At 41.2% G+C, this 18,592-nt stretch carries 13 protein-coding genes; 2 read left to right on the plus strand and 11 right to left on the minus strand.

Annotation, left to right across the window (positions count from 1 at the left end; translation table 11 throughout):
* Nucleotides 1-4 precede the first annotated feature (4 nt).
* The 11 genes from JR005_RS01635 to JR005_RS01685 form a co-directional block, all read right to left on the minus strand.
* Nucleotides 5-775 carry a ThiF family adenylyltransferase gene (locus JR005_RS01635; protein ID WP_218665476.1) on the minus strand — a complete coding sequence of 257 codons (771 nt, stop codon included), beginning with the start codon at nt 773-775 and terminating at the stop codon, nt 5-7.
* 124 nt (nt 776-899) lie between these two features.
* Nucleotides 900-3,656: an aconitate hydratase AcnA gene (acnA, locus tag JR005_RS01640; protein ID WP_218665477.1), complete on the minus strand. Its 2,757-nt coding sequence runs from the start codon at nt 3,654-3,656 to the stop codon at nt 900-902.
* A 117-nt stretch (nt 3,657-3,773) separates the two neighbouring features.
* Nucleotides 3,774-4,595: a TatD family hydrolase gene (locus tag JR005_RS01645; protein WP_218665478.1), complete on the minus strand. Its 822-nt coding sequence runs from the start codon at nt 4,593-4,595 to the stop codon at nt 3,774-3,776.
* 3 nt (nt 4,596-4,598) lie between these two features.
* Complete coding sequence (locus JR005_RS01650) at nt 4,599-5,609, minus strand: RsiV family protein (RefSeq protein ID WP_218665479.1); 1,011 nt, start codon at nt 5,607-5,609, stop codon at nt 4,599-4,601.
* 87 nt (nt 5,610-5,696) lie between these two features.
* Nucleotides 5,697-6,515 (minus strand): hypothetical protein, encoded by an 819-nt coding sequence (locus tag JR005_RS01655; RefSeq protein WP_218665480.1) that lies wholly within the window; start codon nt 6,513-6,515, stop codon nt 5,697-5,699.
* A 76-nt stretch (nt 6,516-6,591) separates the two neighbouring features.
* Nucleotides 6,592-8,181, minus strand: a complete 1,590-nt coding sequence (locus tag JR005_RS01660) for a peptide chain release factor 3 (protein WP_004990859.1) — start codon at nt 8,179-8,181, stop codon at nt 6,592-6,594.
* A gap of 332 nt (nt 8,182-8,513) precedes the next feature.
* Nucleotides 8,514-8,954 (minus strand): PaaI family thioesterase, encoded by a 441-nt coding sequence (locus tag JR005_RS01665; RefSeq protein WP_004990861.1) that lies wholly within the window; start codon nt 8,952-8,954, stop codon nt 8,514-8,516.
* Between the two features lie 211 nt (nt 8,955-9,165).
* Nucleotides 9,166-11,235, minus strand: a complete 2,070-nt coding sequence (locus JR005_RS01670; protein WP_218665481.1) for an EAL domain-containing protein — start codon at nt 11,233-11,235, stop codon at nt 9,166-9,168.
* Between the two features lie 432 nt (nt 11,236-11,667).
* Nucleotides 11,668-12,684 (minus strand): ketol-acid reductoisomerase, encoded by a 1,017-nt coding sequence (gene ilvC / locus JR005_RS01675; protein ID WP_004990871.1) that lies wholly within the window; start codon nt 12,682-12,684, stop codon nt 11,668-11,670.
* A 126-nt stretch (nt 12,685-12,810) separates the two neighbouring features.
* A complete protein-coding gene (gene ilvN / locus JR005_RS01680) occupies nt 12,811-13,302 on the minus strand; it encodes an acetolactate synthase small subunit (RefSeq protein ID WP_218665482.1) in 492 nt (163 codons plus the stop codon).
* Entirely contained in the window at nt 13,302-15,026 is a 1,725-nt protein-coding gene (locus JR005_RS01685; protein WP_218665483.1) for an acetolactate synthase 3 large subunit, read from the minus strand. The genes ilvN and JR005_RS01685 overlap by 1 nt, the downstream gene beginning before the upstream one ends.
* Nucleotides 15,027-15,557: 531 nt before the next feature.
* Here JR005_RS01685 and JR005_RS01690 point away from each other — a divergent pair.
* The gene (locus JR005_RS01690) at nt 15,558-15,929 is read left to right on the plus strand and encodes a DUF4124 domain-containing protein (RefSeq protein ID WP_005002922.1); all 372 of its coding nucleotides are present in this window, start codon (nt 15,558-15,560) and stop codon (nt 15,927-15,929) included.
* Nucleotides 15,930-16,094: 165 nt separating this feature from the next.
* Nucleotides 16,095-18,592, plus strand: a 2,498-nt coding sequence (gene leuS / locus JR005_RS01695; protein ID WP_228731730.1) for a leucine--tRNA ligase, incomplete at its 3' end; no start/stop codon positions are given.

Here is an 18,592-nt window from a genome sequence, read left to right on the forward strand (position 1 = left end):
AAGCTTATTCAGGCTTGATTTTTTTTATATCCAATTTTTTTAAGACTTCAGCCGCTGCAATCATGCCAAAGCTGGAAGTCACCATTACCGATGAACCATAGCCGCCACAGCGTAAACCCGCACTCGCGCATAGATTGTTTTGTAAGGTAGGTTGTTCGAGCGAATAAATACAGGTCATCCCGAATTTTTCTTTTGGCTTTTTACAAATTCCTTTAGCACGTAATTGACTGCGTAATTTTGCCAACATCGGGTCTTGTTCAGTTTTGGACAGATCAGCCACTCGAATTTTGAGCGGATCAATTTTTCCACCTGCGCCGCCCGAGACAATTAAAGGGATTTTATTAAAACGACAATGCAGCATTAAAGCCAGTTTGGCTTTGACATCATCAATACAGTCCAAAACCACATCGGGTTTAGACATCAATAGGTCTGCGACATTCTCAGATGAAAGAAAATCATCGATCACATTGACCTTGATCCGGGGGTTAATCTGACGACAGCGTTCCGCCATGACTTCTGCTTTTTCCTGCCCCAAAGTTGAAGATAGCGCAGGCAACTGACGATTAATATTGGATGCAGCTAGTACATCCATATCTACCAGTGTCAATTCGCCAATCCCTGTACGTGCAAGTGCTTCCACAGCCCAACTTCCAACACCGCCAATTCCAATCACCATAACATGACTTTTTTCATAATGAGTAAACGCATCATCACCATATATCTTGGCAACGCCTGCGAAACGGCGGTCATATTCATCGGCTTGGAGTACAGTCATTACATCTTCTTTCAGGAATTTTTCAGCATGCTATTTTACTGGGTTTAATTTGAGAATGTTAGTGCCTGAATTTGACAACCACCCTCTTGCCATGAAGAAGGCAGTTAAAGGAACTGAGTTATTTTTACGCCGCAATCAAATTACGCAATACATAATGCAAAATACCGCCTGCCTTAAAGTATTCAACTTCATTTAGAGTATCAATACGGCATAACACTTTAAACTGATCGGTTGAGCCATCCTCACGTTTCACTGTGATATCCAGTGTTTGATGAGGTTGAATATCATCCGAAAGCCCAGAAATCGACAACTGTTCTTTACCTGTCAGGCTCAGCGATTGACGATTTTGTCCATCCACAAACTGAAGTGGTAACACGCCCATCCCCACCAGATTTGAACGGTGAATACGCTCAAAACTTTCCGCTATGACCGCTTTCACACCCAAAAGATTGGTGCCTTTTGCCGCCCAGTCACGTGATGAGCCTGTACCGTACTCTTTACCTGCAACAATGACCAATGGCGTTTGATCTTCTTTATATCGCATGGCTGCATCATAAATCGCCAATTTTTCACCTGTTGGAATATAAATGGTATTACCACCCTCTTCACCACCAAGCATTTCATTTTTAATACGAATATTGGCAAAGGTACCGCGCATCATCACTTCATGATTACCACGGCGCGAACCATAAGAGTTAAAGTCTTTAGGCTCAATTCCATGTTCCTGTAAGTAACGTCCCGCTGGGCTGTCCTTTTTGATATTTCCCGCAGGAGAAATATGATCGGTGGTAACTGAATCGCCCAATACTGCTAAAATTCGTCCTGAATCAATATTGGTGATGGATTCTGGTGGCTGATCAATACCCTCAAAAAACGGTGGATGACGAATATACGTCGAATCATCTTCCCACTCATAAGTTTTACTTTGTGGAATTTGAATCGACTTCCAACTCTCATCGCCCTCAAATACAGCCGCGTATTCCTTATGGAACATATCCGTATTCACTTTCTGCAAAACTTCTGCAATTTCAGCACTGCTCGGCCAGATATCTTTTAAATAAATATCCTCGCCATTTTTGCCCTGCCCAATCGGTTCAGAAGTTAAATCTTTACGAATGGTTCCCGCCAATCCATAAGCCACAACTAAGGGAGGAGAAGCTAACCAATTGGTTTTCACCAAGGGATGTACACGCCCTTCAAAGTTACGGTTGCCAGACAAGACAGATGCGACATTTAAGTCATATTTCTGAATCGCGGCCTCGATCGGATCTGGTAATGGACCTGAGTTACCAATACACGTAGTACAACCATAACCCACAAGGTTATAACCTAATTCATCCAGATATGGGGTCACACCCGCAGCAGCCAGATAATCTGTGACGACCTTAGAACCCGGAGCCAGAGAGCTTTTTACCCATGGCTTACGTTGCAAACCTTTTTCAATGGCTTTTTTGGCGAGTAAACCTGCCGCCAACATCACACTTGGATTCGATGTATTGGTACACGATGTAATCGCTGAAATCACCACATCACCATGATGCAGCTCATAACGTTCGCCATCAATCACACAATGGGCTGTTTCAGGTTCAAAATTGGCTTGCTGTGCATCAACCGCTGTCCCGCCACCGCCTTCATTTTCTAAACGCTCTTTTTCAGGCTTCGTTGGCTTTAAAGTCAAATCCATGACAGCTTGAAACGTTTCAGGTACTTTGGCCAATACCACACGATCCTGTGGACGTTTTGGCCCTGCCAAACTGGCTTCGACCGTTGCCATATCTAGCGTTAAAGTATCGGTAAAGACAGGTTCGTCACCTGTACTACGCCACAAACCCTGTTCTTTACTATAGGCTTCGACCAACGCGATACGGTCAGCTTTACGTCCTGTTAAACGCATATATTCAAGGGTAATATCATCTATCGGGAAAAAACCACATGTCGCACCATATTCAGGTGCCATATTGGCAATCGTTGCCCGATCTGCCAATGGTAAGTCCGCTAGACCATCACCATAAAACTCCACAAATTTACCCACGACGCCTTTTTGACGAAGCATTTGGGTAATTGTCAGCACTAAATCTGTTGCGGTAATCCCTTCTTTTAATTTTCCTGTCAGTTTAAATCCGATTACTTCTGGAATCAGCATGGAAATCGGCTGACCTAACATCGCAGCTTCAGCCTCGATCCCTCCCACGCCCCAACCCAATACGCCCAAGCCATTGATCATGGTAGTGTGCGAATCTGTTCCGACCAAAGTGTCGGGAAAAGCAAAAGTTTGTCCTTGTTCTTCACCTGTCCAAACCGCTTGAGCCAGATATTCCAGATTGACCTGATGGCAAATCCCTGTTCCGGGTGGCACTACACTAAAGTTATTAAATGCAGACTGTCCCCAACGTAAGAACTGATAACGCTCACCGTTACGCTGCATTTCAATTTCGACATTTTCTTCAAAGGCATGATCATTGGCAAAATGATCAACCATCACCGAATGGTCAATCACCAGATCAACAGGCGAAAGTGGATTAATTTTTTCAGGATCTCCACCCGCTTTGGCCATAGCAGCACGCATCGCAGCCAAATCGACCACCGCAGGCACACCTGTAAAATCCTGCATCAGCACACGAGCAGGACGATATTGAATTTCCTGATCCGATGTTTTGGTTTTTTGCCAATCGACTAAGGCATGGATATGCGTAGCGCTTACCGTCAGATCATCTTCAAAGCGTAACAAATTTTCTAATAATACTTTTAAGGATTTGGGAAGCTTGTGAATATCACCGAGCTTCGGAGCTGCTTGTTGCAAACTAAAAATCTGATATTGAGCTGAACCGACATTGAGTGTTTTTAAAGCATTAAAACTATTGATTTTGCTATAGCTGGCCATGCGGCTATCCTCCGGTTTGGCTATGTTCTTTTAAAGTTTCATTGGCTTCTTTTAATGTATGCCACTTTTAAAATTAGAATGTTTTCTTTTGGTTATACTTTTGAATGTACTTGTTTTTTATTGCGTTAGTTGAAGTGCGTTCAATGAATTTTCCCATACTTTTTGGGCAACTGTTGCTTCATCGATGGCTAAACTTGCCGCTAAACCCTGTAATACATAAGGTAAATTCACAGGCGTATTTCGGGTTCGATGTTCGCTCGATTGTTGACAACACAATGGCGTCATATCGGGACAATCCGTTTCAAGAACCAAATGGTCAAGTCCAACTTCTGCAACGACACGATGCAGTTTTTTTGCATTTGGGTTGGTAATTTGCCCAGTAATACCCAACTTAAAGCCAAGTTGAATAAAAGCTTTGGCTTCTTCAACACCACCACTAAAAGCATGTGCGATACCGCCTAACTTAAAGTGTTGCTGTTTTAAAATCTGTAACACATCTGCATGTGCTTTTCGAATATGCAATAACACAGGTTTGTTATACTGCATGGCTAAATTCAGTTGATCCGTGAAATATTGCTTTTGTTTCAGATAAAGTTCTGGCTGTTTATGCTGTGGTAAAAAAGTATCAAGTCCAATTTCCCCGACAGCAATACAGGACTCTTGTTTTAAAATTTGTTCCAATCGTTCCAAATGATCTAGCGCATGCTGCTCAATATAAAAAGGATGCAGCCCCGGAGCCAAATAGCTGATAGGAGCATGCTGTAACTGATTTAATTCATGTTGAATACGAATCAAATCTGCAAATCTGGACTCGCTAAAGCCAATTAAAATCAGTCTTTCTACACCAACAGCTTTGGCTTGTTGTGCCAGTTCCTTCCGATCAGGATCAAAATCTGGCACATCAAAATGCGTATGCGTATCAAATAGTGAAAAATGCATCCCTTAACTCTGTGGCTGATGATGCTGCGCATTAACCACAGGCTCAGAAGTTGCCTGAGTATGTGGTAAATATTCAGCTTTTAAAATACCGTTGAGTTGATCATAAGGAATCACCAAACGTGGTAAGCCTGCTGAATAAGGCCCAATTTCATATTCGCCATATTGTAAAATTAAACCTTGCTCGCCTAATAAGAAATTATCTGAAAGCTTAAACTTCCAAGCTTGTTCATAATCGTTAACATTATCCGCAAGTTTAGAGTCCATCACCCATGCTTTAAAAGCATCATGTGCTTTAGCTTCCAGTGCCCTTCTCTGATTGGGCAAAAGTAAATCATTCAGTTGAATTTGCTTTTGTTGCTTCAAATCAAAATTGTAATATTGCTGTGCCGAAGAACCATGCGCACCACCTAAATAGCTACTGGTATTTAAAACCACAGTCGCGATCGGTTCTTGAGATTTTAGAATCGAGGGTTTAATCATGATATTAATCTGATGATTGGCACTCAACGCTTTTAATTCTTTATCCATCTCGACAAAAGATTGAACATAGGGCTCAACTTGTTGCTGCATTTTTTTCTGCTCAGATACAGGTTCTGAACTCGCAGCAACATCATCCGATTTCGATGGATTCGTTTCAGGTGTTGAAGCCGCCTGCTCTTTTTGATTAATCTCTGAAATATCCAAAATTTGTTTTAAGTTCTTTAAAATTTCCCGATCCATGATTTGATCAATAAAAGGGAAATTACTCTGTAAACGTTCAACCACAAATTGAGGGCAGTTCTTGCCTGAACAATCTGGCAAATTCACAGCTAATCGTACAGATGACCCTTCAAGTGCCAACACTTGTGGTTGTACTTCAGAAGCCGCATTTTGCTTCTGGTCAGTATCTTCAGGTTTAGACTTGGGCTGACAAGCAGTGAGCAATAAAGCACAGACCGCAACTGTCAAACTAAGTTTTGCAGTAGATTGTTTTCTTTGTGGAGCTGGAAACAGCGAATATTTAGATTGCAACATCGTGATTGCCTAACAAAAAATAATTTTCAATTCATGCTAATGTAACTTGATCATGCTTGACCAGTATTGTGTAAATTTCAATACAGATTAAAACATTTTGTGATAAATCTCAGGCTGTAACAATGTTTTAGTTTGCGCTGTTGATAAATAAATATCAAATTGACCCGCTCGTTTGCTAATTTGATTGGCACGATAGTGCAGTCCAATTCCTTCGCTATCAAAAAACCAGTCCGCCTGTCCCCAATATAATTTTTTCGGCGCTTCGGCCTGTACTTCAGCCGATTGTTGCTTCAACCATTTTTGATAATGATCCTGAACAATCTGGTTCATGTTACTTTGTTGATTCTTCTGTAAAATATCCAGAATGTTGACTTCTTTTTGCAGTTTGCGATTGGCCACAAAGAAATAATAACGATCTTTTACGGTGACTTCTTCTTGTTTTGAGTTTAGGCCAACTTGCAATAATACATATTCATTACGCTGCGAAGCGACTCGCGTGGTGATATGGAGCTCATAAGCCTGATTTTTAGAATACTGATCCTGCCATGTATCAGATTTGGCAACATAGGCATTAATAGCTTTTTGCAAATTGATTTTCTGATTTTGACCGATTTGCGCCTGCACCACATACGCCAGTTTTTGCTCAACCCAGCTATTAAGCCAACTGTCTTTAGTCTGAATACTTTGTATATCAATATCAATACAGTTTTTCTTTTCACAAAAAGGCAACGCATATTTGGCTTTGCTTTCCTGAATATCCAAATAAGGTAAAATCTCTGCTTTATCGTGTGAAGTAGCCGACTTTTCCTGCTCAGCTTTCTGATCATGATCGCTTTTTGTGCAAGCAGCCAGCATGGACAATATCCCGATTAAACCCACCATCAAGAACTGTTTTGTCATCTGCATGATGCTTTCCCACATTGATCAAAGCGTCTACTTTAAAATAAAAAACAGCTTCCCGAAAGAAGCTGCTGCATGCAATTTAGTGTTCGCGTGTATTGCGGAACTCAATATCAGGCCAGCGTTCCTGCATAATTTGCAAATTAACACGACTCGGTGCCAGATAAGTCAAATGACCACCACCATCTAGCGACAATTGATCATGGGCTTTTTTCTTGAAGTCATTCATTTTTTTATCATCATCACAGTAGATCCAGCGCACGGTATTAATGTTGACTGGCTCATAAATACAATCGACTTTGTATTCTTCTTTTAAGCGATATGCGACAACATCAAACTGAAGTACCCCCACCGCACCGACGATCAAATCATTGCTATTTTGTGGCATAAAGACTTGGGTTGCCCCTTCTTCCGACAACTCTTTTAAACCTTTTTGTAGTTGTTTGGATTTGAGAGGATCACGCAAACGGACACGACGGAACATTTCTGGGGCAAAGTGTGGAATACCAGTAAAATGTAGCTTTTCACCACTGGTAAAGGTATCCCCAATCTGAATCGTGCCGTGATTATGTAAACCAATAATATCACCCGGCCAAGCTTCTTCCAGATGCTCACGCTCACCTGCAAGGAAGGTCAATGCATCTGAAATACGCACATCTTTTCCAATACGCACGTGATTCATCTTTAAACCTTTTTCATATTTGCCTGAGCAAATACGCATAAAGGCAATACGGTCACGATGTTTCGGATCCATATTAGCTTGAATTTTAAAAACAAAACCACTAAAGCCTTCTTCCGTAGCTTCAACGGTACGTTCCTGCGTGGGATGTGCTTTCGGCTCTGGCGCCCATTGAATAAAGGCATCAAGTACATGATCAACGGCAAAGTTACCCAAAGCTGTACCAAAAAGTACAGGCGTTTGTTTACCTTGCAGGAACAAATCACGATCTAAAGGTTCATTGGCCATTTGCACCAGTTCTAAGGACTCTTCAAATGAAGCCCAAGCCAATTCACCGACTTTTTCACGAATATCAGCATGATCATAACCATCACGCACTTCGATATCGGTAATGGTTGAACCAAAACCTGCCTTATAGACATATAATTTATCTTCAAGAATATTATAAACACCCGCAAAGTCGCGTCCCATGCCTAAAGGCCATGTAATAGGAACGCAGCGAATATTCAAAACATTTTCGATTTCATCCAGAAGTTCTAAAGGCTCTCGAATTTCTCGGTCCATTTTGTTGACGAAAGAAATGATCGGCGTATCACGCATACGACACACTTCCATCAATTTAATGGTTCGCTCCTCGACCCCTTTTGCACCATCAATCACCATCAATGCCGAGTCTACTGCGGTTAGAGTACGGTAGGTATCTTCGGAAAAGTCTTCATGTCCCGGCGTATCGAGTAGGTTAATGGTATGTTTTTTATAGGGGAACTGCATCACCGACGTGGTAATCGAAATCCCGCGTTCTTTTTCCATTTCCATCCAGTCAGATGTCGCTGCACGGTCAGATTTACGGCTTTTTACCATACCTGCAACCTGAATGGCTTTACCCCATAACAGTAATTTTTCTGTCATGGTCGTTTTACCCGCATCAGGATGCGAAATGATGGCAAAGGTTCTACGCGCACTCACTTCTTGCGCTAACTGATCTTTAAACATGTATAAATCTTCATATTGAACATCGTTGCGGTAAACACGATTTGTTACCTAGATGTAAGAAAACTAAAATTGGCGCAATTGTAGCAGAAATAGCAAAAGGATAAATCGCCACATCCGTTTCTGTGGATGAAATCTGTTTTATCCACATGCTATCTTCGGCAGTCAGCGCCTAAATACCAAAACTGTTTATTGCTTTCTTACATCGGATGTATCCAATACAAATTTCAATGATGATATCTGGTATTTAGCAAAGTTGAAAATCTGTTCTCGACCTTGCTTACTTTTTGAAGAAAAAATGAATTATTTCGTCTATTTTCGAATCAATGATTCCTCTAAGATTTAGCACGAATAATCATGTTGGTCGCTGTAGCATGCGCATATAATTTACCGTTTTCGTCACGTAAATAGCCTTCTGAAATCACCAGATTCTTGCCCATATTAATCACCTTGCCTTCAGCGATCAGCTTTTGATTAAATGGCATCGGACGACACATTTTAATGGCTAGATCTGTCGTGCCATACGCCTCTCCTGCCGCCAAAACTGTATGTGTAGCGCAACCAGTGACCGAATCAAGTACTGTGGCAGCAAAACCACCATGCACACCACCTAAAGGATTGGTATGTCGTTCATCCGCGATCGCTTCAAATACAATTCGCCCATGTTCAACTTCAAGTGGTTGCATCGGCATGGTTTTCGCAATACCAGGTGCGGGAAATAAGCCTTGAGCAAAGGCCTGCATTATTTCCAATCCTGTCATCTTTTTTAAATCCATGATCCGTTTTCTCCTGTGCTATCTTTTTTAAATACTTAGATAATTAAAATCGTATAAATCCTGCTGTATTAAAATGAGCATTCGTCCTTAACATCAGCAGATATCAATACTATACACAATCAAGTTCCAAAAAAGAACTTAATATATAAAAAAATTACTGAACTATCCAAATTATTAAAAAAATTAAATATCAATAATTTATAAAAAAAATTTAAGCAAATTGGTGATTTTCTTTATATATAGCAAGACGATCTACTGAAACAGGCGTACCCAATAGATAACCTTGTAGCTGATGGCAACCTAAACGACTTAAAATTTCGGCTTGTTGAGGAGTTTCCACGCCTTCGGCTGTGACACATAATCCTAATTTTGTTGCTAGCTGAATAATACTTTCCAGAATAATTTTTTCTTTCGAACCTGATTCAAGGTTCACAATAAAACCACGATCAATCTTAAGCTCATCTACAGGTAAATCTTTTAAATAAAGAAAACTAGAATGACCTGTACCAAAGTCATCAATGGCGATACGAATACCCAAATCACGTAAACGTTCAAAAGTGCGAATACTCATATCAATATGACGCATCGCAGTTGATTCAGTAATTTCGATAATTAAATGATTAGGTTGAATATTATATTTTTCTATTAAACTTTCAAGAGTTGAAAATAATTTTTTGTTTTCAAATTGAATTGCAGAAAGATTAACGGCAATCGGATAAAAAGGAATATTATTATGAACCCATTCCTGAATCTGCTTACAGGCCTCTTCAAGTGCCCAATAGCCCATTGGAACAATCAAACCCGTTTTTTCCGCGCCATCAATAAACATATGGGGAGTGAGTAATCCCAATGTTGGATGTTGCCAGCGAATTAAAGCTTCCACCCCACAAATTTTTTGATGAATGGTGAATTTGGGCTGGTAAAATAATACAAATTGTTGCTCATCTACAGCCTTATACAAATCATTGATCAATTTGGACTGACTTTTTGCCTCATCCTGTACGCTGGAATAACTAAACAATGTACTGGTATTACGTCCCTGCTCTTTAGAACTCAACATGGCCGCATCAGCATTAATTAATAAATCTTGTAAATTCGCGCCATGTTCAGGATACATCGCGATCCCCACACTGGCCGATACATTAATTTCTTTGCCAATAATGAGATAGGTTTCCTGAACCTGCTGCAAAACATCTTCAGCTTTTTCAATTGCTTCTGCAATAGTCGAGTTTTCAATGATCAGTAAAAACTCATCACCCCCTATTCTCAAAAACTTACTTCGTTCATTTAAATGGCGGTAAACACGATTCGCCATCTGAATCAATAACTGGTCTCCTACATGATGACCAAAAGCATCATTGACTGACTTAAAGCGATCCAAATCTAAATATAAAAAAGCAATATTCTGCTCACGTAAACGGTGTTCTGCAAAAATGACTTGCGCATAATCAACTAAAAATAAACGATTAGGTAATTTGGTTAGATTATCTTTGGTCGCTAGACCTGCAAGTTCTTTATTTAATTGTGAAAGTGCATGATTACGCTCCTCCAGCCTGAGCTCTAGAACAGCAACACAAAAACCAGCAACCAAAATCAGGCTAGTCACAAACAGAATAGTAAATAAGAGCAGTCCCTGACCTGCTTCATAACGCATCATGACATGATTATTATGAGTCGAAATGAATGTAGTCGCAGCCATACCCGTATAGTGCATCCCCACAATACTGAGCGCCATCGTCACCGCTATTGCTAGCTTTAACCCAGATTTCCGTCCAATTGCACTTTTATATTTAAAAATGAGAAAAAAAGCCAAACCCGAACCACTAATCGCAATGAGCACTGAAAATACAACAATCAAAGGATCATAGACCAGATGATGATTTTCGATCACCAAGCCCATCATACCCGTATAATGCATCCCTGAAATTCCCAAACCCATGAGAACAGAGCCAATGACAAGACGAGGCAAAGGTAAAGTTGGACGTGACGTTAACCAAAGTGCGAACAGTGAAGCTACTGCTGCAATCAGGTAGGACAATATGGTTAAGCCTAGATCGAAAGAATAGCCTTCAGGTAAATGGCAGGCAAACATCCCAACAAAATGCATCGACCAAATAGCAAAGCCTAAAATAAGACTACTGAAAATTAGAATCCATTTTTCAAAATGCTTGTAGGTGTCTTTAAAAATTAATTGTTCTGTAGAAATAGCTACATAGCACACGATGACAGCGACTAGAACTGAACCGAGTACAAAGGTATAGTCATAATCAACATGTACCATACAAAATTTCCATGGTTATTAGATACTTGTTTTTATTTTGAAAGCTAAATAAACAGCCCTCTCACTGCTCACCTTTACCTTCTTAACATCAAGTTTTTGATGTCATTAAACAATACCACTATCGCTGTGAAGGTCAAGTTTTTTTTACCTTAAAAATCAACAGAATAAAAACACAAATTTGATGGGTTTTATGAATTAAATCACGGGTTTCCAACAACCCTGTGATAAAGAAAAACCCTGCAATTTGAAGGGTTTTTCAGAAACTCAACTCAAATTAGTTCTTTTCTTTGTCTACGATTTTATTCGCTTGAATCCAAGGTACGAAAAAAGATGGAAGCACTGCTTTCATCTTTTTGAGGCACGTAACAATAAACATAAAAGACCCACTCAAATAGAGTGGGTCTTGGCATTCAAATTAATTGATTCGTGAAATTAGTTCTTCTCTTTATCAACAATTTTGTTTGCTTGGATCCAAGGCATCATCGCACGTAGCTTGTTACCCGTCACTTCGATACCATGAGCAGCGTTTTGACGACGACGTGCAGTCATAGAAGGATAGTTCAACGCACCTTCCTGAATGAACATTTTCGCATATTCACCAGACTGGATACGTTTAAGCGCATTACGCATTGCTTCACGTGATTGATCATTGATGACTTCAACACCCGTCACATACTCGCCATATTCAGCGTTATTAGACACTGAGTAGTTCATGTCTGCGATACCACCTTCGAACATCAAATCCACGATCAATTTAAGTTCGTGTAAGCATTCGAAGTAAGCCATTTCTGGAGAATAACCCGCTTCTACCAAAGTTTCGAAGCCCATTTTCACCAATTCAACCGCACCACCACAAAGAACCGCTTGCTCACCGAACAAGTCAGTTTCAGTTTCTTCACGGAAAGAAGTTTCGATGATACCCGTACGACCACCACCTACGCCTGAAGCGTAAGAAAGCGCCACATTACGTGCATTACCAGAAGCATCTTGATGGATTGCAATTAGATCTGGCACACCAGAACCACGTTGGAATTCTGAACGTACAGTGTGACCTGGTGCTTTAGGCGCAACCATAATGACATCCAAGTCTTTACGTGGAACAACTTGGTTATAAAGAACAGAGAAACCATGAGCAAATGCTAAAGTCGCACCCTCTTTGATATTCGGCTCAATTACATCACGATAAAGTTGTGACTGGAATTCATCTGGGGTCAAGATCATGACTAAGTCAGCTTGAGCAACTGCTGCTGGAACTTCAGAAACTTTCAAGCCTGCATTTTCAGCTTTTTTCCAAGAAGTAGAACCCGCACGTAAACCCACGGTGACATCAACGCCAGAATCTTTAAGGTTAAGCGCGTGTGCATGACCTTGTGAACCATAGCCAATAATGGCTACTTTTTTGCCTTGGATGATAGATAAATCACAGTCTTTATCGTAAAAAATTTGCATCTGTTGTCTCCATGAAAACTTTAAAATATGTTGAGTATTTCCCCCTCACCCTAACCCTAACCCTCTCAAGGAGAGGGCACTTCTTCTCCCTCTGGGAGAAGGTTGGGATGAGGGKTTTTWAAAAACTTAAATTGTTAAAACCTTTTCGCCACGTGCGATACCAGATACACCTGAACGAACCACTTCCAAGATCGTATTTTCTGCAAGTGCATCGATAAAGCCATCAAGCTTATCGGTAGTCCCTGCAATCTGAATGGTATAAGTCGTTGGCGTTACATCGACGATTTGTGCACGAAAAATGTCCGCAGTGCGTTTAATCTCAGCACGAGCTACACCTAAGGCTTTCACCTTGATCAACATCAATTCACGCTCAATATGAGCACCTTCTGAAAGATCAACGACTTTCACCACTTCAACCAGTTTATTCAGTTGTTTGGTAATTTGCTCAATCTTGTGATCATCACCATACGTGGTCAAGGTCAAACGAGATAAAGTTTCATCTTCAGTTGGCGCAACATTCAATGTTTCAATGTTATAGCCGCGTTGACTAAACAAACCAACTAGACGAGAAAGCGCACCAGCTTCGTTTTCAACGAGTACAGAAATAATATGTCTCATTAGGTACGCTCCCCTTTTCCTAACCACATGTCTTGCATAGACTGACCTGCGATTAACATTGGATAAACATGCTCAGTACGATCAACCATGACATTAATGAACACACATTTATCATTAATGGCCATCGCTTCAGCCAACTTGGACTCAAGTTCATCTGCATGTTCAATGGTAATTCCAACATGACCATACGCTTCCATCAATTTAGCAAAGTCAGGTAATGATTCAACATAAGAACTTGAATGACGACCTTCGTAATTCATATCCTGCCATTGTTTAACCATCCCTAAGGCGCGGTTATTCAGACATAGGATTTTGACATTTAATCCATATTGCTTACAGGTTGATAATTCCTGAATACACATTTGAATCGATGCCTCACCCGTGATACACACCACTTGCTGATCTGGGAAGGCAAGTTTTGCAGCCATTGCGTAAGGTAAACCAACACCCATCGTGCCTAAACCGCCTGAGTTGATCCATTGACGTGGACGCTTGTATTTATAATACAACGCACCAAACATCTGATGCTGACCAACGTCAGAAGTAATAATCGCTTCACTATTGGTAACACGATCCAATGCTTCAACCACTTGTTGCGGTTTCATCACACCATTTTGACCCGCTTCATAGCGTAAGCCATGAACTTTACGCCACTCATTAATCTGAGACCACCAAGCAGCAATATCTTTTGGATTTGGCTTCGACACATTCATTTGCTTAAGCTGCGCTAACATTTCCTGAAGCACGGGCTCAACAGCACCTACGATAGGAATGTGCGCCATAATGGTCTTAGAAATGGTTGCTGGGTCAATATCAATATGAATGACTTTGGCATTTTGACAGAATTTGGCAGGATTATTGGTTACACGGTCATCAAAACGCGCGCCAATCGCCAAAATCACATCAGCATTATGCATCGCCATGTTGGCTTCATAAGTCCCGTGCATCCCTAACATGCCCACAAATTGTGGATCATCACCAGGAAACGCGCCCAAACCCATTAGGGTATTGGTCACTGGATAACCGAGCAAATGCGCAAGCTCAGTCAATAATGCAGATGCATTGCCCTGAACCACACCACCACCCGTATAAATCATGGGGCGCTTTGCAGAAAGCAACTCATCAATGGCTTTACGAATTTGTCCTGAATGTCCACGTGAAGGTGGTTGATACGAACGCATCTTCACTTTTTCAGGATATTCATAGGCAAATTTTTCAGCAGGATTAGTGGCATCCTTTGGAATATCGACCACAACTGGCCCCGGACGACCACTTGAAGCAATATAAAATGCTTTTTTGATAATGGCAGGAATTTCACTGGCATGACGCACTTGAAAACTGTGCTTTACGATTGGACGGGAAATACCGACCATATCTGTTTCCTGAAATGCATCTTCTCCAATTAAATGGCTGGCAACCTGACCAGACAAAATCACCATTGGGATTGAGTCCATGTAAGCTGTAGCAATTGGAGTGACAGTATTGGTTGCGCCTGGACCTGAAGTGACCAGCACCACACCCGTCTTACCAGTTACGCGAGAGTAAGCATCGGCCATATGACCTGCGGCTTGTTCATGGCGTACAAGGTAATGATTAATTTTGTCTTGTTGAAAAAGCGCGTCATAAATATGTAAAACTGCGCCGCCTGGATATCCAAAAACGTGTTCAACGCCCTCATCCGCAAGTGCGCGAACGAGCATTTCACCACCAGATAAAAGTTCCAACGTGATTCACCCTAGTCTTTTGCACCATTTATGGGAGACATAAATAGTGTGTCATTCATTTACTTTCTGCACTGTTATAGCACACATACTTCCAAGTTTTTGCTGTAATAGGAAAAATTTCTAAACTGATCACCGTATAAGTTGTCTCAGCTTCATTAAAGAACTGTTGGGATAAACAGGTCTTGAGCAAAATCACCCTCTCGGCTAGAGAGAATGTCCATTACATACCATGACATTATTCGAAGGGTGATCGAATAAAGGCATATAAAACTAAAGCGAACATTTTTTATGTTTCAACTATTAAAGTCAAGGCGAAATGCTCGCTTTTTGCCGTTTATTTTTTGTGTGTATATTTTTAAACCAAATTACTTGAAGCTTAATCGATTTATTTACACCATTTATCGCAATTCCTCTTTTCATTTTTGTTCATTTACCGCAATTTAAAGCGTATGATTTACAATCAGCATTACTCAACTTTATTGACGTTTTTTTCGTTATAAAATCAGATTGTTATTAATGGACATTCAGGCTATGAGCAAATATATAGTGTATCGTTCTAAGGTATTTTTTTTAGCACAAAGCGCGCTAATGGCTAGTCTGATGCTATTTGCCACTCAGAATCATGCTGAACAATATTACAAATGGGTAGATAGCAAAGGTTCGACGCACTACACCACCACACCGCCACCCAAAGGTTCAAAAAAACAAGGACAAGTTAAAACTTATGGGCATACCTCACGCCCTACACAAAATAATCCATCTCATCCAGAGCAAAATCAGCCAAATACAGAAAATGGCAATAAAAATCAGTCATCAACACCTGCGCCTAATCCACCTCAGGTAATGCCAAAATCTGAACAAACCGCACCAAGCGCTGCTCCAGCAACAAATCGTGCAGTTTAAATCCCTTCACTCAAATCAAACATAAATCTCAGGTCTGGATAGATTCCAGATCTGTTTTTTATATTGTGTATAAAATCCCTTGTACAACATGCGCTTTTTTTTTGATTTTGCGCTATGCTGTGCAGCAATATTTTTTAACTTTACATTGTTGTCCTTAATACGTTTATGACTACTCACATTGACCCCGAATATCAAGCAAGTGCTATCGAAGCTCAAGTTCAACAAGACTGGGAAGCTCGCAAGGCATTTAAAGTTGCAGACACTGTTGAAGGTAAACATCGCTACATCCTGTCGATGTTCCCCTACCCAAGTGGCAAACTGCATATGGGGCATGTGCGTAATTATACCATTGGTGATGTGATCAGCCGTTTTCATCGTTTAAAAGGTGAAACCGTATTACAACCGATGGGTTGGGATGCTTTTGGCTTACCTGCTGAAAATGCAGCGATTGCGCATCAGGTTGCACCTGCCAAATGGACCTTTGAAAACATCGCCTATATGCGTGACCAATTAAAAAAATTGGGCTTGTCTGTGGATTGGGATCGTGAATTTGCGACCTGTACACCAGAGTATTATCACTGGGAACAATGGTTATTTGTTCAGCTTTATAAGAAAGGCTTGATCTATCGTAAGCTTTCAACCGTAAACTGGGACCCCGTTGACCAGACTGTACTTGCCAACGAGCAAGTTGAAAATGGTCGTGGCTGGCGCTCAGGCGCATTGGTCGAAAAGCGTGATATTCCAATGTATTACTTCCGCATCACTGACTATGCGCAAGAGTTATTAGACGATTTAGATACATTAAAAGACGGTTGGCCACAACAAGTTTTAACCATGCAGCGCAACTGGATTGGTCGTTCTACAGGGATGGACATTACTTTTCCATCTGCAAACACCGAAGTCTACGCCGATGGCATAACCGTTTACACCACCCGTGCAGATACCTTAATGGGTGTGACTTATGTTGCGGTTGCAGCAGAACATCCAATGGCACTAAAAGCAGCGGCGCTCCAAGCAGAAGCAGGCAATCCTGAACTTGCTGCATTTATTGAAGAATGTCGTATGGGTTCAGTCGCAGAAGCGGATTTAGCTACAGCTGAAAAGAAAGGCATGGCAACAGGCTTATCTGTTAAACACCCTGTAACGGGTGAAGATTTACCTGTCTGGATTGCCAACTATGTGTTGATGTCTTATGGCTCAGGCGCGGTCATGGCAGTTCCTGCACATGACGAACGTGATTTCGAATTTGCCAATAAATTTAACTTGCCTATCACCCAAGTGATTGATGCCAAAGGTGCTGACGATGCAGAATATTCTGCAACTGAATGGCAAGAATGGTACGGCTCTAAAGATGGCAAACTGGTGAATTCAGGCGAGTTTGATGGTCTAGATTTTCAGGCAGCATTTGATGCTTTCCTTGCAAAATTAGAGCCACAAGGACTTGCCAATGCCAAAGTTCAATTCCGTTTACGTGACTGGGGTGTTTCTCGTCAACGTTACTGGGGTTGCCCAATTCCAATGATCAACTGTGACAAATGCGGTCAAGTACCTGTTCCAGAAGATCAATTGCCCGTGGTATTGCCAACCGATGTGGTTCCAGATGGCTCGGGTAATCCACTCAATAAAATGCCAGAGTTTTATCAGACCACTTGCCCAAGCTGTGGTGGCGAAGCGCGTCGTGAAACAGACACTTTAGATACTTTTGTTGAGTCATCTTGGTATTACGCACGTTATGCATCTCCAGACTTCACTGGTGGTATGGTCAAACCAGAAGCTGCGCAAAGCTGGCTTCCAGTGAACCAATATATCGGTGGTGTGGAACACGCGATTTTGCATTTACTTTACGCACGTTTCTTCCATAAATTGATGCGTGATGAAGGCGTGGTACAAGGTAACGAACCATTTACCAACTTGCTGACTCAAGGCATGGTGTTAGCAGATACCTTCTATCGTGAAGCGGAAAACGGTAAAAAAACATGGTTTAACCCTGCCGATATCCTTTTAGAAAAAGATGAAAAAGGTCGTATCCTGTCTGCAAAATATAAAGCTGATGGTCAGGATGTCGTGATCGGTGGACAAGAAAAAATGTCCAAGTCGAAAAACAACGGCATTGACCCACAAGCGATTATCGATCAATACGGCGCAGATACCGCACGTGTGTTTATGATGTTTGCAGCACCACCAGATCAATCTCTAGAATGGTCAGATGCAGGTGTGGAAGGTGCAAACCGTTTCTTGAAACGTGTATGGCGTTTGGCTGCTGGCTTCTTGGAACAAGGCAATCCAGCAACGACGATTGATACAGCCAATCTGTCTCAAGATGCTCAGGATTTACGTCGTAAAACCCATGAAACCATTCAAAAAGTGGGTGATGACATTGAACGTCGTCATGCCTTCAATACCGCGATTGCCGCATTGATGGAATTACTTAATGCCAGCAATAAGTTTGAAGCAAAAGATGACAATGATGTTGCTGTAGCACGTGAAGCGATCACGACACTTCTGACCTTGCTTGCTCCATTTGCACCGCATTTAAGTCAGACTTTATTGAGCCAGTTTGGTGTTGATTTAGTTCAGGTCACATTCCCTGTCGTTGATGAGTCTGCACTGACCCGCAATACTCAAACTATTGTGGTACAGGTCAATGGTAAATTACGTGGCAA

This window comes from Acinetobacter sp. Colony158, from assembly GCF_019264745.1.
GTDB classification, from domain to species: domain Bacteria; phylum Pseudomonadota; class Gammaproteobacteria; order Pseudomonadales; family Moraxellaceae; genus Acinetobacter; species Acinetobacter ursingii.

Excerpts from the sequence above, each read along its gene's own strand:
- JR005_RS01650 (WP_218665479.1), bottom strand. The coding sequence starts at position 5,609 with ATGTTGCAATCTAAATATTCGCTGTTTCCAGCTCCACAAAGAAAACAA.
- JR005_RS01635 (WP_218665476.1), bottom strand. The coding sequence starts at position 775 with ATGACTGTACTCCAAGCCGATGAATATGACCGCCGTTTCGCAGGCGTT.
- acnA (WP_218665477.1), bottom strand. The coding sequence starts at position 3,656 with ATGGCCAGCTATAGCAAAATCAATAGTTTTAATGCTTTAAAAACACTC.
- ilvN (WP_218665482.1), bottom strand. The coding sequence starts at position 13,302 with ATGAGACATATTATTTCTGTACTCGTTGAAAACGAAGCTGGTGCGCTT.
- ilvC (WP_004990871.1), bottom strand. The coding sequence starts at position 12,684 with ATGCAAATTTTTTACGATAAAGACTGTGATTTATCTATCATCCAAGGC.
- JR005_RS01655 (WP_218665480.1), bottom strand. The coding sequence starts at position 6,515 with ATGCAGATGACAAAACAGTTCTTGATGGTGGGTTTAATCGGGATATTG.
- JR005_RS01665 (WP_004990861.1), bottom strand. The coding sequence starts at position 8,954 with ATGGATTTAAAAAAGATGACAGGATTGGAAATAATGCAGGCCTTTGCT.
- JR005_RS01690 (WP_005002922.1), top strand. The coding sequence starts at position 15,558 with ATGAGCAAATATATAGTGTATCGTTCTAAGGTATTTTTTTTAGCACAA.
- JR005_RS01670 (WP_218665481.1), bottom strand. The coding sequence starts at position 11,235 with ATGGTACATGTTGATTATGACTATACCTTTGTACTCGGTTCAGTTCTA.
- JR005_RS01645 (WP_218665478.1), bottom strand. The coding sequence starts at position 4,595 with ATGCATTTTTCACTATTTGATACGCATACGCATTTTGATGTGCCAGAT.
- JR005_RS01660 (WP_004990859.1), bottom strand. The coding sequence starts at position 8,181 with ATGTTTAAAGATCAGTTAGCGCAAGAAGTGAGTGCGCGTAGAACCTTT.